At 54.4% G+C, this 17,236-nt stretch carries 12 protein-coding genes; 5 read left to right on the plus strand and 7 right to left on the minus strand.

Features of this window, described 5'->3' with window-relative positions; genetic code table 11:
• The first annotated feature begins 44 nt into the window (after positions 1 to 44).
• Both glpG and HV350_RS01785 read left to right on the plus strand, forming a co-directional pair.
• Positions 45 to 875: a rhomboid family intramembrane serine protease GlpG gene (gene glpG, locus HV350_RS01780; protein WP_016154811.1), complete on the plus strand. Its 831-nt coding sequence runs from the start codon at positions 45 to 47 to the stop codon at positions 873 to 875.
• Positions 876 to 890: 15 nt separating this feature from the next.
• Positions 891 to 1,649 carry a DeoR/GlpR family transcriptional regulator gene (locus tag HV350_RS01785; protein ID WP_003023499.1) on the plus strand — a complete coding sequence of 253 codons (759 nt, stop codon included), beginning with the start codon at positions 891 to 893 and terminating at the stop codon, positions 1,647 to 1,649.
• Positions 1,650 to 1,690: 41 nt separating this feature from the next.
• Here HV350_RS01785 and malT read toward each other — a convergent pair whose 3' ends face one another.
• Positions 1,691 to 4,396 (minus strand): HTH-type transcriptional regulator MalT, encoded by a 2,706-nt coding sequence (gene malT / locus HV350_RS01790; RefSeq protein WP_181629679.1) that lies wholly within the window; start codon positions 4,394 to 4,396, stop codon positions 1,691 to 1,693.
• A gap of 629 nt (positions 4,397 to 5,025) precedes the next feature.
• Between malT and malP the strand changes: the two genes are divergently transcribed.
• Both malP and malQ read left to right on the plus strand, forming a co-directional pair.
• Complete coding sequence (gene malP / locus HV350_RS01795; RefSeq protein ID WP_019078139.1) at positions 5,026 to 7,419, plus strand: maltodextrin phosphorylase; 2,394 nt, start codon at positions 5,026 to 5,028, stop codon at positions 7,417 to 7,419.
• A gap of 9 nt (positions 7,420 to 7,428) precedes the next feature.
• On the plus strand, positions 7,429 to 9,516 hold the full coding sequence (gene malQ, locus HV350_RS01800) for a 4-alpha-glucanotransferase (RefSeq protein WP_181629680.1): 2,088 nt from the start codon (positions 7,429 to 7,431) through the stop codon (positions 9,514 to 9,516).
• Positions 9,517 to 9,596: 80 nt separating this feature from the next.
• On the opposite strand, the gene gntT is transcribed toward malQ, so the two are convergent.
• From gntT to gntX, 3 genes are all read right to left on the minus strand, one after another.
• On the minus strand, positions 9,597 to 10,913 hold the full coding sequence (gene gntT, locus HV350_RS01805; RefSeq protein ID WP_003023507.1) for a gluconate transporter: 1,317 nt from the start codon (positions 10,911 to 10,913) through the stop codon (positions 9,597 to 9,599).
• Positions 10,914 to 11,292: 379 nt separating this feature from the next.
• Positions 11,293 to 11,868 carry a Fe-S biogenesis protein NfuA gene (gene nfuA, locus HV350_RS01810; RefSeq protein ID WP_003023509.1) on the minus strand — a complete coding sequence of 192 codons (576 nt, stop codon included), beginning with the start codon at positions 11,866 to 11,868 and terminating at the stop codon, positions 11,293 to 11,295.
• A gap of 58 nt (positions 11,869 to 11,926) precedes the next feature.
• The gene (gene gntX / locus HV350_RS01815) at positions 11,927 to 12,610 is read right to left on the minus strand and encodes a DNA utilization protein GntX (RefSeq protein ID WP_181629682.1); all 684 of its coding nucleotides are present in this window, start codon (positions 12,608 to 12,610) and stop codon (positions 11,927 to 11,929) included.
• 37 nt (positions 12,611 to 12,647) lie between these two features.
• On the opposite strand from gntX, the gene bioH reads away from it, so the two are divergent.
• Positions 12,648 to 13,418, plus strand: a complete 771-nt coding sequence (gene bioH, locus HV350_RS01820; protein WP_016157646.1) for a pimeloyl-ACP methyl ester esterase BioH — start codon at positions 12,648 to 12,650, stop codon at positions 13,416 to 13,418.
• A 44-nt stretch (positions 13,419 to 13,462) separates the two neighbouring features.
• On the opposite strand, the gene HV350_RS01825 is transcribed toward bioH, so the two are convergent.
• The 3 genes from HV350_RS01825 to feoB form a co-directional block, all read right to left on the minus strand.
• Positions 13,463 to 14,425, minus strand: a complete 963-nt coding sequence (locus HV350_RS01825) for an Rpn family recombination-promoting nuclease/putative transposase (RefSeq protein ID WP_181629684.1) — start codon at positions 14,423 to 14,425, stop codon at positions 13,463 to 13,465.
• Positions 14,426 to 14,661: 236 nt separating this feature from the next.
• On the minus strand, positions 14,662 to 14,898 hold the full coding sequence (gene feoC / locus HV350_RS01830) for a [Fe-S]-dependent transcriptional repressor FeoC (protein ID WP_047358169.1): 237 nt from the start codon (positions 14,896 to 14,898) through the stop codon (positions 14,662 to 14,664).
• 11 nt (positions 14,899 to 14,909) lie between these two features.
• Positions 14,910 to 17,228, minus strand: coding sequence for a Fe(2+) transporter permease subunit FeoB (gene feoB, locus HV350_RS01835; RefSeq protein WP_016157644.1), 2,319 nt, complete (start codon positions 17,226 to 17,228; stop codon positions 14,910 to 14,912).
• Between the last annotated feature and the right edge of the window lie 8 nt (positions 17,229 to 17,236).

Genomic DNA, 17,236 nt, shown 5'->3' on the forward strand with positions numbered 1-17,236 from the left:
GTATATATACTGTCCTCTTTTGTGTGGAATAAGCGACAGCAACCATGTTGATGATTACCTCTTTTGCTAACCCCCGCGTGGCGCAGGCATTTGTTGATTATATGGCGACACAGGGCGTTATCCTGACGATTCAACAACATCAGCAAACGGATGTCTGGCTGGCGGATGAGTCCCAGGCTGAGCGCGTGCATGCTGAACTGGCGCGGTTTCTGGAGAATCCAGGCGATCCGCGTTACCTCGCGGCAAGCTGGCAGTCGGGTCATACCGACAGCGGTCTGCGCTATCAGCGTTATCCGTTCCTGGCAACATTGCGCGAACGCGCAGGCCCGGTAACCTGGGTGGTGATGGCCGCGTGTGTGCTGGTGTTTATCGCGATGAACACGCTGGGCGACCAGACTGTGATGCTCTGGCTGGCATGGCCGTTTGATCCTTCGCTGAAATTTGAATTCTGGCGTTATTTCACCCACGCTTTTATGCACTTCTCGCTGATGCATATTCTGTTCAACCTGCTGTGGTGGTGGTATCTCGGTGGTGCGGTAGAAAAGCGTCTGGGCAGCGGAAAACTGATTGTAATTACCGTGATCAGCGCCCTGCTAAGCGGCTACGTTCAGCAGAAATTTAGCGGCCCGTGGTTTGGTGGGCTGTCTGGCGTGGTATATGCGCTGATGGGTTATGTGTGGTTGCGCGGCGAGCGCGATCCCCAAAGTGGTATTTTCCTGCAGCGTGGTTTGATTATCTTTGCTTTGATCTGGATTGTTGCCGGCTGGTTTGATGTGTTCGGCATGTCGATGGCGAACGGCGCACATATCGCCGGGCTGGCCGTGGGTCTGGCAATGGCGTTTGCCGATACTATGAATGTACGAAAACGAACGTAATTTCAGGGAACAATAATGAAGCAAACACAACGACATGACGCGATCATCGAGCTGGTAAAGAAACAAGGATACGTCAGTACTGAGGAGCTGGTGGAGCATTTCTCCGTCAGTCCGCAGACGATTCGCCGCGATCTTAACGATCTGGCCGATCAGAACATGATTTTGCGCCATCACGGTGGCGCGGCGCTGCCCTCCAGCTCGGTCAACACCCCGTGGCATGACCGTAAAGCGACACAGACGGCGGAAAAAGAGCGCATTGCCCGCAAAGTTGCCACGCAGATCCCGAACGGTTCTACGTTGTTCATTGATATCGGCACCACGCCGGAAGCGGTGGCTCACGCGCTGCTCAATCACAGCAATTTACGCATTGTGACCAACAACCTCAATGTGGCGAATACGCTGATGGCGAAAGAGGATTTTCGCATCATACTCGCCGGTGGCGAACTGCGTAGCCGCGACGGCGGTATTATGGGCGAAGCGACCCTCGACTTTATTTCTCAGTTCCGCCTGGACTTCGGCATCTTAGGGATTAGCGGTATCGATAGCGATGGCTCCCTGCTGGAGTTTGATTATCACGAAGTTCGCACCAAGCGCGCGATTATTGAGAATTCACGGCATGTGATGCTGGTGGTGGATCACTCGAAGTTTGGGCGTAACGCGATGGTGAATATGGGCAGTATCAGCATGGTGGATGCGGTGTATACCGACACGCTGCCGCCAGCTGGCGTGATGCAGGTTATTGCGGACCATCATATTCAGTTAGAGCTGTGCTAAGTTAATTCCAAGCCTGATAAGCGTAGCGTATCAGGCATTAACTAAACCCCATACCCCATCATTTTCAGCAGTTTCTGCGCATGTTGCACCGCATCCTGGCGGTGTGCGACGCCGAGCTTTTGATACAAATTGCGGATGTGCGTCTTGATGGTCGTTGCCGCGACGGCCAATTCTCCGGCGATCTGCTCGTTGCTGTAGCCCGAATAAATCAGTCCCAGAACCTGCCATTCGCGCTGGGTCAGCGGGCTGGTGCGGATAAGCTCCGGTACTTCCGGGTGAGTAAGCAGACGCTCAACGAATCCTTCATCGAAGTGGGCGAATTTATGGCGGTGATGCTGGTTAATCTCACGCAAAATGCGCTGGGCGCGGTGCTGATCGAGTTCCGGTAAGGTATTGAGCTGAATCAGCTGACGCAGTTGCTGCGCCATGGCCTCACCTTCAATGACAAAGTGACTGATAAATCCGGTGCGGTTCGCCAGCTGCAGCGCGTCGAGTAACACGCGCTGTGCGTCATTTTTGCGCCCTGCCTGCCAGTAGAGCTGATTAAGCAGCAGCAGGTTACGGTTCAGATCGCTCATCAGGCGCAGATTGCGCGCATTTTCATTCAACTCTTCCAGCACAATCTCAGCCGGTTCAAACTCGCCCAGCAGGATCTGCGCGCGGGCGATGTTGCGCCACTGGCTTTGCAGAAAGTGGTTATTGGCGAATTCGGGTTTCGGCGTGTGGCGCAGCCAGTTGGCGGCCGAGTTTTTGTCGCCCACCATTTGCCAGTAAATCACCCGTACCTTATCGGCGTTCGAGATCCAGTCACTGTGATAGTGACCGTTACCCAGCAGGTTTTCCAGGCGGTTGAGCAGGCTACGCGCATTATCCAGATCCCCCCGGGCCAGCGAACATTGAATCAGCAGCGCCAGGCACTGTAGCTGTTGCTGCGGCTGGAATGTGGAAAGCAGTTCAATACCCGCGCGGGCAGACGTTTCCGATTCGTCCAGGCGCGCCCATGCCCACAGCAGTTGCGCGCGAATACGCACCAGGAACTCGTGCATCGGCAGCTGTTCCAGATGCTGCTCTTTGATCAGCTGAAACGCTTTTTCCTGAGTCTCCCAGGCGGCCTGTAAAAAGCCCTGGGCAAACAAAATTTCGCTTTGCTGGATTAAACTCCACAGCGCGTAATGCCAGACGTCATGATGGCGCGCCATTTGCTCGGTTTGCTGCATTAACGCCAGAGAACGCGTGAGATCGCCCTTACAGTGCAGGACTTCACCGTGTACCGAGGTGGCGACGATACGGCTATAGAACCAGGCGATGGGTAACTCATCCAGCGCCAGCTTTGCCAGGCGCTCGGCTTCGTCAGGATTTCCGTCGTTAATCGCGACCTGCGCACGCAGGGCGTTAAATTCGGCGTGCAGCGTCGGTTCCATGTCGCCTTTCATTTCCTGCTCAGCGCGCGCCAGCAGGGTATTAACCTCGCCGGAGCGGTGCTGGCTTTGCATCAGCCAGGCTTGCAGCAGAACCAGACGCGGATTTTCCAGCAGACTTTCCCACGGCAGGGCTTTCAGCGACTCTTCCAGTAATGTCAGTTCGCTGTGGTTAAACAGTCCCCACGCATGGTTAAGCAGGATATCGCGTAGCATATGGGCGTCGCCTGCCGCCAGCGCGTGGTGGATAGCTTCGCTGGGGAAACCTTGCGCCATCCAGCTTTCAGCGGCGGCGCGGTGTATTTCGGGCAGTTCGCTTGCCAGTTCCCACTGACAGCGCTGGCGTAAAAAGCTGCCAAACAGTGGGTGATAGCTGAACCACTCACCGACGTCATCCATCCGCTGCAAGAATAATCCCTGGCGTTCAATCTCCTCCAGCCGCATCTGGCCGTTTTCTTCCCCGGTGACCCGGACGATCAGTGCGTCGTTCATTGAGCGCAGAATGGCACTTTTCAGCAGGAAGTGACGGGTGCCGAGGTCGACGCTGTCCAGCACTTCATCAACCAGATAATCGGACAGATGGCTGGCGTTGATCCCGGCGAGGCGGCGTGCGGACTGGTGTGCAGAGTGGTTGTTCTGGCGGGCGGAGAGGGCAATCAGCTGTAACGCCGTGGCCCAGCCAGCAACGTCATCGCACATCCGGCTGCTTTCTGCCGCTTCGATAGGCGAGGACAAACGTCGATCGAAAAATTGTTTGGCTTCCTGGTGGTTAAACGCCAGCTGTTGGCTGCCTATCTCCAGCAACTGATCGCGTACTCGCAGGTTGGCAATACCCAACTGTGGCAGGTTGCGCGACAGCACGACCAGCGTGAGGTTCTCAGGCTGATGACGCAGGAAGAAACGCATCGCTTCGTGAATTGCCGGATTGGAGATGAGATGATAATCATCCACTACCAGGTAGAGCGGGCGGTGCCACTCGGCCAGTTCAATAAATAGCTGCGCAAACAGTGACGTCAGGCTGGCGTATTGGCGCTTTTGCACCATCGCTTCGCTGGTGGTGCAGTGTCCACCGGTTGCCTGTTGGATAGCGGCGATCAGATAGCTGGCAAAGCGCTCTTGTTGATTATCGCCTTCATCCAGAGAGTACCAGCCTAAGTCGTTCTTCCCCGCTGCCCATTGTGAAACCAACGTCGTTTTTCCATAACCAGCAGGACTTGTTATCAGGGCAAGCCTGAAATTGTTCGCGCCGGAAAGTTTAGCCAACAGGCGCTCACGAACCACCGTATGGTCGAGTCGAACCGGACGACTTAATTTAGACGGAATCAACATAAGTTAGTCACTTCACTGTGTGAAAATGGGGAAAAATGATTTTTTTTGCGCTTCGTAATTAATAGATATAAGGTCGGCCAGATTAGTGTTTTATGCAAGCTAAGCGGACTTTTTGTGTGTCTGATTTTGCACTATGTCACAAATCTATACATCTATTACATTAATTGCTTTAAAGAGTCACAACAGGCGTGGCGACTGGATCCGTCGGTATTTTGGCTGAGCCGAAAAATACCTCCCTTTTTATAAGGTTACTCAGTTGCTTAATGTAAAGAGCCGAATTTTGTGGCCGACTTAAAAGTTTTATGTGAATTATCTTATCCACCTTGGATATTTCAGGTTAGAAACTATTTCTCTGTTTACAGATTGTTTCCCATCGTCACCCCTCTATTTGATATTGTCGATTTATCTCTTGTTATTAATGCGTCGTCCGTTGGGCATTACAGGGGCGTTATGCCGGACTTACGCGAATTTACGGGCGATAACACCCCCTTTAAGTGGCAGCGATCACACTTTTATGCTCATCCCCGCTCCTCCTCCCTGCCTAATCCGTGCCAGGATGAGGAAGGTCAACAACGAGCCTGGCAAACTAGCGATAACGTTGTTTTATTACCTAAGGATCTGGAACCCCTATGTCACAGCCTACTTTCAACAAAGATCAATTTCAGGCTGCCCTGACGCGTCAGTGGCAGCGCTTCGGTTTACTGTCGGCTCAAGAAATGACGTCGCGCCAGTGGTGGCAGGCAGTGAGTGGGGCGTTGGCTGAGTTACTCAGCGCCCAGCCTGCGGCGAAGCCGGCAAAAAATCAGCGCCATGTTAACTACATCTCGATGGAGTTTTTGATTGGCCGTCTGACTGGCAACAACTTACTCAATCTCGGCTGGTATCAGGCGGTGAGCGATGAGCTGAAAGCGCATGACGTCAACCTGACCGACCTGCTGGAAGAAGAGATCGACCCGGCGCTGGGTAACGGTGGATTGGGGCGCCTGGCGGCCTGCTTCCTTGATTCGATGGCGACAGTCGGTCAATCGGCGACGGGCTATGGTCTCAACTACCAGTACGGCCTGTTCCGTCAGTCATTTGCCGATGGGCAGCAGATGGAAGCCCCGGATGACTGGCATCGCGGCAGCTATCCGTGGTTCCGTCACAACGAAGCACTGGATGTGCAAGTAGGGATTGGCGGCAAGGTCACCAAAGAAGGGCACTGGGAGCCGGGGTTTATTATCACCGGCCAGGCCTGGGATCTACCGGTTCTCGGCTACCGTAACGGCGTGGCGCAACCGCTGCGTCTGTGGCAGGCCAGCCACGCGCATCCGTTTAACCTGACCAAATTTAATGACGGCGATTTCCTGCGCGCAGAGCAGCAGGGCATCGACGCTGAAAAACTCACCAAAGTGCTGTACCCGAACGACAACCACACCGCGGGTAAAAAGCTGCGCCTGATGCAGCAATACTTCCAGTGCGCTTGCTCCGTAGCTGACATTCTGCGCCGCCATCATCTGGCTGGGCGTAAACTGCATGAGCTGGCTGATTTTGAGGTGATTCAGCTCAACGATACTCACCCGACCATCGCCATCCCTGAGCTACTGCGTGTACTGATTGATGAGCACCAGATGAGCTGGGACGATGCGTGGGCTATTACCAGCAAGACCTTTGCTTATACCAACCACACTTTGATGCCAGAGGCGCTGGAGTGCTGGGACGAGAAGCTGGTGAAAGCACTACTGCCGCGCCATATGCAAATCATCAAAGAGATTAACGACCGCTTTAAGAAGCTGGTCGATAAAACCTGGCCGGGTGACGCTGAAGTTTGGGCGAAGCTGGCGGTGGTGCACAACAAACAGGTGCGTATGGCCAACATGTGCGTGGTCAGCGGCTTTGCGGTTAACGGCGTGGCGGCGCTGCACTCCGATTTGGTGGTGAAGGATCTGTTCCCGGAATATCATCAGCTCTGGCCGAACAAATTCCATAACGTCACTAACGGGATTACTCCGCGTCGCTGGATTAAGCAGTGCAACCCGGCACTTGCCGCGCTGCTGGATAAATCGCTGAAAAAAGAGTGGGCCAACGACCTCGATCAGTTGATTAACCTGGAAAAATACGCCGACGACGCGAAGTTTCGTCAGCAGTATCGTGACATCAAGCTGGCGAACAAAGTGCGTCTGGTGAAGTTTATTAAAGCGCGTACCGGTATTGAGATAACGACTAACGCTCTCTTTGATATTCAGATTAAACGCCTGCATGAGTACAAGCGTCAGCACCTCAACTTGCTGCATATTCTGGCGTTATACAAAGAAATCCGTGAGAACCCGCAGGCCGATCGCGTGCCGCGCGTATTCCTGTTTGGCGCGAAAGCCGCTCCGGGTTACTACCTGGCGAAAAATATCATCTTCGCCATTAACAAGGTTGCAGAAACCATCAATAACGACCCGCAAGTGGGCGACAAGCTGAAGGTCGTATTCCTGCCGGATTATTGTGTCTCGGCGGCGGAAATGTTGATCCCAGCGGCGGATATCTCTGAGCAAATCTCCACCGCAGGGAAAGAGGCTTCCGGCACCGGTAACATGAAGCTGGCGCTGAACGGTGCGTTAACCGTCGGTACGCTGGATGGCGCAAACGTCGAAATCGCCGAGAAGGTCGGTGACGAGAATATCTTTATCTTTGGTCATACCGTGGAAGAGGTGAAGGCGCTCAAGGCCAAAGGGTACGACCCGGTGAAATGGCGTAAGAAAGATAAAGTGCTGGATGCTGTTCTGAAAGAGCTGGAAAGCGGGAAGTATAGCGACGGCGATAAACATGCCTTCGACCAGATGCTGCACAGTATCGGCAAGCAGGGCGGTGACCCGTATCTTGTAATGGCGGACTTCGCGGCCTATGTTGAAGCCCAGAAGCAGGTTGACGTGTTGTATCGTGACCAGGAAGCCTGGACCCGGGCGGCGATTCTGAATACCGCGCGTTGCGGCATGTTCAGTTCGGATCGCTCCATCCGCGATTATCAGACTCGTATCTGGCAGGCGAAACGTTAAGGAATCGCGATGGAAAGCAAACGTCTGGATAATGCCGCGTTGGCGGCGGGGATCAGCCCCAATTACATTAATGCCCACGGTAAACCGCAGTCTATTGGCGTCGAAACCAAGCGGCGTTTGCTTGACGCTATGCATCGCTCCACCGCCACCGCTCAGGTGGCGGTGACCCCGGTGCCGAATGTCATGGTTTATACCGCTGGTAAGAAAATGCCGCTGGCAGTTGAGGGACGCGGAGAGTTTACCTGGCTGCTGACCACCGAAGAGGGCGTGCAGCACAAAGGACATGCCGTCGGCGGTAAATCGTTCAACCTTCCTGCGAAGCTGCCGGAAGGGTATCACACGCTTACCCTCACCCAGGGGGAGTTGCGTACCCATTGCCGCATCATCGTCGCGCCGAAACGCTGCTATGAGCCGCAGGCTCTATTAGCCGGGCAGAAGCTGTGGGGCGCATGCGTTCAGCTCTATACCCTGCGTTCAGAAAAAAACTGGGGGATTGGCGACTTTGGCGATCTCCGTGCCATGCTGGTGGAGGTGGCGCAACGCGGCGGCGCGTTTATTGGCCTGAATCCGATTCACGCGCTGTATCCGGCGAACCCGGAGAGTGCCAGTCCGTACAGCCCGTCGTCACGCCGCTGGTTGAACGTTATTTATATTGATGTGAACGCAGTAGACGATTTTCGCCTGAGTAAAGAGGCGCAGGCCTGGTGGCAGAAACCCGCGACTCAGCAAGCTCTGCAACGCGCGCGTGATACCGAGTGGGTTGATTATTCTGCCGTTACCGCATTGAAGATGACAGCGCTGCGTATGGCATGGAAAAGCTTCTCTGCACGTGACGATGAGCAGATGGCGGCATTTCGCCAGTTTGTGATTCAGGAAGGGGATAGCCTGTACTGGCAGGCGGCCTTTGATGCGCTGCATGCGCATCAGGTGAAAGAGGACGCACTGCGCTGGGGCTGGCCGGTGTGGCCGCAAGCTTTCCAGTCGGTGGATTCGCCAGAGGTAAAACGCTTTTGCGAAGAGCATCGTGATGAAGTGGATTTCTACCTGTGGTTGCAGTGGCTGGCGTATACCCAGTTTGCTGATTGCTGGAAAACCAGCCAGGGCTTTGCGATGCCGATTGGATTATATCGCGATCTGGCTGTCGGCGTGGCCGAAGGCGGGGCGGAAACCTGGTGCGACCGCGAGTTGTATTGCCTGAAAGCCTCGGTTGGCGCACCGCCGGATATTCTCGGTCCGCTCGGGCAAAACTGGGGATTGCCGCCGATGGATCCGCATATCATCACGGCACGCGCTTACGAACCGTTTATCGAACTGCTGCGTGCCAATATGCAGAACTGCGGTGCGTTGCGTATCGACCATGTTATGTCGATGCTGCGTCTGTGGTGGATCCCTTACGGCGAAACTGCCGATCACGGCGCCTACGTGCATTATCCGGTCGACGATCTGCTTTCAATTCTGGCGCTGGAAAGTAAACGTCATCACTGCATGGTAATTGGTGAAGATCTGGGGACTGTGCCGGTAGAGATCGTCAGCAAGCTGCGTGACAGCGGCGTGTACTCCTACAAAGTGCTTTATTTTGAGAATGACCATGAGAAAAATTTCCGCGCGCCGAAAGCGTACCCGGAACAATCAATGGCAGTCGCGGCGACGCATGACCTTCCTACGCTTAAAGGTTATTGGGATAGCGGCGATCTGACGCTGGGTAAGGCGCTGGGTCTGTACCCGGATGAAGTCGTGCTGCGTGGGTTGTATCAGGACAGAGAACTGGCGAAACAGGGGCTGCTGGACGCGCTGCACAAATACGGGTGCCTGCCAAAACGTGCTGGTCACAAGGCGTCACTGATGTCGATGACGCCGATTCTTAATCGTGGCATGCAACGCTACATCGCTGACAGCAACAGTGCGCTGTTGGGCCTGCAACCGGAAGACTGGCTGGATATGGCTGAGCCGGTCAATATTCCCGGGACCAGCGACCAGTACAAAAACTGGCGGCGTAAGCTCACCGCCACGCTGGAGCAGATGTTTGCCGATGACGGTGTGAACAAGCTGATTAAGGATTTGGATAAGCGCCGAAAATCGGCCGCGAAGAAGAAGTAAAAAAGCCGGGGATTTCCCCGGCTTTTTTAGGGTGATAGCAGGTAGGCCGGGTAAGCGAAGCGCCACCCGGCACAGTTTTATCAGACCACCATACCCAGCAGCAGACACCCTACCAGACCGCAGACGGAGATAATGGTTTCCAGCATTGACCATGACTTGATGGTTTCACCGATGGTCAAGTTGAAGTACTCCTTGAACAACCAGAAGCCTGGATCGTTCACGTGGGAGAAAATGACGGAACCGGAACCAACCGCAATAACCATTAGCTCAGGGCTTACGCCGGTCGTTGCAATCAGCGGTGCCACAATCCCACCAGCGGTGATCGCTGCAACGGTTGCGGAGCCCAGTGCGATACGCAGTACCGCAGCGATAGACCATGCCATCAGCAGCGGAGAAACGTTTGAACCGTGCATCATTGACGCGATGTACTTGTCCACGCCGCTATCCACCAGGACCTGTTTGAAGGCACCGCCACCACCAATGATCAACAGCATCATCGCGATGATTTTGATTGAGGACACCAGCGTGTCGTTGATCTGATCCATCGAACGTCCACGGTTCAGACCAAAAGTGAACATCGCAATCAGCACCGCGATAAGCGTTGCCATAACCGGGTCACCCAGGAATTCTGCCACCGTCAGGAAAGCGTGGCCTTTTGGCAGAATCATCTCCGCCACGGCGCGCATCGCCATCAGGATAACCGGTACCAGGGAGGTCCAGACGCTGACGCCAAAGCCAGGCATCTCTTCTTCGGTAAACGTTTTCGCGCTGTACAGACCTTCCGGGATTGGCTTATCGATGCCTTTCAGGAAGCGAGCGTACACCGGACCGGCGAGAATAACGGTCGGGATTGCCAGAATCGTACCAAACAGCAGGGTTTTACCCATATCTGCGTGGAAAATGGTGGCAATAGCGGTCGGACCTGGGTGCGGCGGCAGGAAGCCGTGAGTTACGGACAGCGCTGCAGCCATCGGCACGCCAACATACAGCAGCGGGATGTTGGCAGCAGCGGCGATGGTGAACACCAGCGGCAGCATCAGCACGAAGCCGACTTCGTAGAACAGGGCAAAACCGACGGTGAAGCCGGTTAATACCACCGCCCACTGAATATGTTTTTTGCCGAATTTAGCAATCAGAGTGGTTGCGATGCGCTGTGCGCCGCCGCAGTCCGCCAGCATTTTGCCCAGCATGGCGCCAAAACCCATAATCAGGGCGAGGCTGCCAAGGGTTCCGCCGACACCGGCTTTAATCGAACCGATGACTTTATCCAGTGGCATCCCTTGCATCAATCCGACAGCAAGCGCCACCAGGACGAGAGCGATGAAACCGTTCATTTTGAAACGGATCATCAGGAGGAGTAACAAGATTACACCGATAGCAACGATGACTAATGGCATGATTTACCTGGCCTTTACTTTGTTATGGGTAACGTCAGTGTTTAGATGACAAATTCCGATTGTCCCGACCGGGAACAGAGCATTCTCAGCACCAATGCTGGTTGCCTTCAAAACTAATCAGTTTAGCTGGCTGTTATGTGTGTGTTAGGTGCTGATGCGAATGATACGGGTAACATACGGCGCTTGAAAATCACCTGGGCAGGCAAAATTTAAATTATGAGAGGCTGGTCAAATTATGAGGGGGATTGTTGCAGGAAATATGCGGAGAAATGCAAGGTTGTAGGCCGGATAACGCGATTACGCTGCCATCCGGCATCAATGCCCGATGGCGGCGCGGATGCGTCTTAACGGGCCTACGGAAACTCTACAGGTTGAGGCGTTAGTAGTAAGAGTGCTCGCCGCGCTGGTGTTCGGTTAAATCGCGAACGCCTTTCAGTTCAGGGAATTCAGCCAGCAGCTGCTTCTCGATACCTTCTTTCAGCGTTACATCCACCATTGAACAGCCGTTACATCCGCCGCCAAACTGCAGAATAGCGTAGCCTTCATCGGTGATTTCCATCAGAGAGACGCGACCACCGTGACCTGCCAGCTGTGGGTTGATCTGCGATTGCAGCATGTACTCCACGCGTTCCATCAGCGGCGCATCATCGGCAACTTTACGCATTTTGGCGTTTGGTGCTTTCAGGGTCAGCTGGGAGCCTAACTGGTCGGTAACGAAATCGATTTCTGCATCTTCCAGATACGGTGCGCTCAGTTCATCAACATATGCGGTCAGCAGGTCAAATTTAATGGCAGTGTCGGTTGCTTCCACGGCGTCCGGCGGACAATAAGAAACGCCGCATTCAGCGTTAGGCGTGCCGGGATTAATCACAAATACGCGGATTTGTGTCCCTTCTTCCTGATTTGCCAGCAGTTTGGCAAAGTGCGCTTGTGCAGCATCGGAAATATGGATCATAGTAATGGCCTAATAGTTGACTATTTTACTTGGTTATAATACGCCCATCATCGAGGCTCTACAAGGTTCGACACAGGCACCATACCTGGACAGTCGCCGCGCCATTGCGTAAAAGCAGCTGCGCGATTTCCGCGATGGTACTTCCGGTAGTGACGACATCATCCACAATGACCATATGGAGTCCCTGCACTGGCAATTCAAGGCGAAAGGCGTTTTTCAGGTTACGTTTACGTAATCGGGCGCTGAGATGGTGCTGTGTGGCGGTTGCCCGAACCCGCGTGATGGCCCGGCTGTCCCAGTCGCAGCCCAGCCAGCGGGCCAGGGGACGACACAGTAAGTCGCTCTGATTAAACCCTCTGCGCCAGTGCCGGCGTTGCCAGAGCGGGACGCTGACGAGCCTGTCCGGCAGAGGAAGACCGCTGACGCGCCGGGCCTGTAATACCTCCAGCAACAGCAAGCGTGAAAGAGCGGGGGCCATTTCGCCACGTCGGGAAAACTTGAACTGGTGGATAAGCCCGCTCAACGGCGGAGCATAGTCGCTGACGGTAACCAGCCGCTGCCACGGCGGTGGTTTTTGCAGACAGCGCCCACAGGGAACGACGGTATGCGCGGCAGGGAGTCCACATTGAGGGCACCGGCTGACGTGCTGATGCGTTGCCCGTGTGCAGACTGAACAGATCCCCCAATGCCCTAACGTCAGGGGCATTCGGCATAGCCAGCACAATCCCGGTACTGTTAGCATAGAAGCATCCTTTCAGGCTAAAAGAGAACAATAACTGATGAATGACATCTGGTGGCAGACCCAGGGTTCGGGAAATTGCCATCTTGTGCTGCTGCACGGATGGGGACTGAATGCGCAAGTGTGGCATTGCATAAGCGAGGAACTGAGTTCGCATTTCACGCTGCATCTTGTCGACTTACCGGGATTTGGTCGCAGCCAGGGGTTCGGCGCAATGTCGCTGGAAGAGATGGCTGAGCGGGTAGTAAAACAGGCGCCGGAGAAAGCCATCTGGCTCGGCTGGAGTCTGGGCGGGCTGGTCGCAAGCCAGGTGGCGTTAACCCATCCTGAACGTGTTCAGGCGCTGGTGACCGTGGCGTCTTCCCCTTGCTTTAGCGCGCGCGACGAGTGGCCGGGTATCAAGCCAGAAGTGCTGGCAGGTTTCCAGCAGCAGTTGAGCGAAGATTTCCAGCGTACGGTGGAACGTTTTCTGGCGTTGCAGACGATGGGCACGGACACCGCGCGTCAGGATGCGCGAGCACTGAAGAAAACAGTGCTGGCGTTACCCATGCCGAAGGTCGAGGTGCTCAATGGCGGACTGGAGATCCTGAAAACGGTCGATCTGCGTGAGCCTCTGTGCGCTGTGGACATGCCTTTTCTGCGGTTGTACGGCTATCTCGATGGACTGGTTCCGCGCAAAGTGGTCCCAATGCTCGATGCCCTGTGGCCGCATAGCGAGTCGTTGATATTTGCTAAAGCGGCGCATGCACCGTTTATCTCGCATCCTGCAGAGTTCTGCGCAGCGCTGGTGGCGTTAAAAAAACGCCTATAAATCTGTTGTGTTGCCCGGTAGAGCCGCGCTTACCGGGCTTGAGATTAATGGCTGCGCGTAGCCAGATCCTCAGCGGTCAGGCCGGTAATTCTGAAGATGGTCAGCGGGTCGATACCATCAGCCTGCAGGGTTGATGCAATACGTAAAGCTTCCTCTCGTTTACCTTGTTGCAAGCCCGTTTGTAACCCTTCTTGTAATCCCTCTTGTAACCCTTTCATATGACCTTCCTGAAGACCATTAAGATGCCCTTCTTGTCGTAATCTTTCGGCGATAGTCATCAACTTTTCCTTATGTTGGGGTAAACGTTCGGCGACCTCATGAAGAAACTCGGTAAAATGTGCGGTGTCCCCGACCTGCATTAGATAATTAAACAAGGCTTTCAACTGGCTGTCATTAGCGTGTCCTTTAATAAGCAGGATGACCAGTTTTTCTACCAGCCCCATCAAATCGCGTTTACGAATATGTTTTTGGATGAGTTCCAACAGCGCCATCCGGCGATGCTGCATGATCTCGTCATCGGGAACCACGGTGATATCGATCAGTGGAAACGCTGCGGTATAAAGTTGTCTGGCAGCCTTTGGGTCGTCAAATTCGTCCAGCCAGCAGAGTGAGTAGGGGTATGGGCTTGCCGCGCCATGATAAAAAAGCATGGGTATCACCAGCGGGAGTTTCTTGTGACCTGCAGCCAAATGACGATGCATAACCGCAATGGCATAACGCATCAGCCGAAATGCCATATGGGCATCGGCGGTACTCTGATGCTCAATGATGGTGTAAATATAGCCATCGCCTTCGCGGGTTTTTAATGACCACAGCACATCGGAATAGTACGCGCGCAAATCGTCCTCAATAAAGCTGCCCGATTCCAGTTGTAGCGTTTTCAGATCGCACAGTTTTTGCAAAGAGGCTGGAAGGTGGAGCCGAAGAAAGTCGCGTGCGGTAGCAGGGTGGTTTAAGAACGTTTTGAAAATCGCGTCATGCGGCGTAGCAGTCGTGTCAGTATTCATGGCGATCCGTCACCTGAGAAACAAGATGACGAGACTCTACTTCCCTGGTCGCCAGTAATCATCCACGAGTTGATAACGATGCGCGACAGGCTGGAGGATAGATCAGCTTTGCTGAAACAGGGACATCTTTGTGGAATCCATTACGCAAAAAGCCGGATATCAGCATAAACGCTTTATCCGGCCAGGACGTTTGCAGTCATTTTTAGACCGGAAGCGTAGCGCCATCCGGCATCGAACTAGCGCAAAGCCCACCACTCGCGCAGGCAGGCTTTACCTTCCGGACAACTCTTGCAGCTTCCGGAAAGACACCCGTCGGCATCGTCCTGAATCCGCACCGCTTTGCCCATCTTTTCTAACTGATTCAGCATGGCGTCAATCATGGGCTGCGGGGTGTGCAGCGTGTGGCTAATCTGAGTTGCCTCCATGCGTCCCCGCAAAGCCAATAAATCACGAACCTGAATAAGCGATGCCATTGTCGATAACCTTAGTGGCAGTCGCCAGTGGTGCTGGAACAGCAGGAGCTTGCCGTCCTGTTGGTCGCCAGCAGTGCGAGATCCACGCGACTGCGAGCTCGACGCAGCAGGCCCAGCAACACAATGTTAAACAGGATGACAGCTAAAATGCACACCAGGCTGTAGGTCGGGTGCTCTTTGTAGCTGACCGCCTGATAAAACAGCGTCGACAGAGAGTAGGCGATGTTCAGGCCCCACAGAATCGAGAAGCTCATCCAGCCACGGCTGGATTCACGTGCAATAGCGCCCATTACCGAAATACACGGCACATACAGCAGCACGAAAATCAGGTAGCTGTAAGCGGCGGCAGCGCTGCCAAATTTTTCGCCCATCACGCCCATTGCACCCGTAGCCATTTCACCGTCGCCCTTGCTGGCTTCAATAGGGTTAGCCAGTACGCTCAGGCTGAAGGTGTCTTTCAGGCTTTGCCAGGTCTCATCTACCGCGCCGAGCAGCTCGTCACCGAGGTGGAAATCTGCCGGGTTGAACTCTTCTTCCTGAATGTTTTCTGCGGTATAGAGCGTGTTCAGCGTACCGACAACCACTTCTTTCGCCATCGCGCCGGTGAACAGACCTACGGTTGCCTGCCAGTTATCTTCGTGAACGCCAATCGGCTTGAAGACCGGCGTGATTACGCGGCTGACGGAAGCCAGAGCAGAGTCGTTGATGTTGTCGACGATTTTTCCGCTCAGCGAGAAACTGTTAAACGCGCTGAGGAAAATGCTGACGATGATGATGACTTTACCCGCACGCAGAACGAAGCCTTTCAGGCGTTGCCAGGTCTGAATAATCAGACTCTTAATGTGCGGCACGTGGTACACCGGCAGCTCCATCACGAACGGCGTTGCTTCGCCACGCATGATGGTGTGTTTGAGCATCAGACCGGTCAATACCGCCATAACGATACCCAGTACGTACAGTGAGAAGACCGCCAGCGCACCGTTCTGACCAAAGAACGCTGCGGCAAAGACGGCGAAAATCGCCAGGCGAGCGCCACAGGACATAAACGGTGCCATCATGATAGTCATCAGACGTTCACGCGGGGCGTCCAGCGTACGTGCGCCCATCACTGACGGTACGTTACAGCCAAAGCCGACGATCAGCGGGACAAACGATTTGCCCGGCAGTCCCAGCGCCTGCATCAGACGGTCCATTACAAACGCGGCGCGCGCCATGTAACCGGAGTCTTCAAGGAAGGAGAGGAACAGGTACATCATGCCGATTTGCGGTACCAGTGGCAGCACGGTGTTAATCCCGCCGCCAAGACCTTGCGCCAAAAAGATAGTGAGCCAGTCCGGGAAGTGCAGCGTGTAGCCAATCCACTGAATACCATGGATAAAGAGCGCTACGGAGCCGACATCAAACAACGGTTGCAGCGCGCCGCCAATGTTGATGGCGAGCAGGAACATCAGGTACATCACGAACAGGAAAATCGGCAGACCGAGGAAGCGGTTGAGGACGATTTTATCTACTGCGGTGGTGAAGCGGCTCGGCTCTGCCGTCAGGGTGTTGCTGACGGTATCACAGATAGCGGCAATGCACTGATAGCGCGCATCGGCGATATGCAGTGCCGGATCATCCATTGTCTCGCTCAGACGTGCAATGGCGGCATCAAGGTTTTGCGCGGCATCACCCGCGTAGGCCCGGCTGTAGATATCGCCTTCCAGCATCTGCAGGCCCAGCCAGCGGCGCTGTTTTAACGGCATATCTTTGGCCATCGCATCGGCGAGGGAATCCGCTTCCTGCAGCAGCGGCTGGGCATAATGTACCAGCTCGACGGTGTCGTTTTCTTTGTAGCGATCGATCGCCAGTTTCAGCGCTTCAATGCCGCGGGCGCGGGTGGATACCAGCGGAACCACCGGGCAGCCAAGGCGAGCGGAGAGGGCATCGATATCAATACGGATTTGCTGCTTCTCGGCAATATCCAGCATATTCAACGCGACGATGCAGGGGATGCCCAGCTCAAGCAGTTGCAACGTCAGGTAGAGGTTGCGTTCAAGGTTTGAAGCATCGACCACGTTGATCAAGAGATCCGCGTCGCCGCTTAAAATATAGTGACAGGCGATCTGCTCATCGAGAGAGGTCTGGGATGAGATTGTCGTCAGAGAATAGGTGCCGGGTAAATCAACCAGCGTGACCTGGTGGTCCGTCGTTGCGAAATGACCTTCTTTACGCTCAACGGTAACGCCAGCCCAGTTGCCTACACGCTGGCGGGCGCCGGTAAGCTGGTTGAATAAAGTTGTCTTGCCGGAATTAGGATTGCCAATTAAACCAATGGTTAGTTTTTTCATTTTTATAG

Origin of the sequence: Citrobacter sp. RHBSTW-01013, assembly GCF_013781985.1 — a bacterium.
GTDB lineage: Bacteria > Pseudomonadota > Gammaproteobacteria > Enterobacterales > Enterobacteriaceae > Citrobacter > Citrobacter braakii.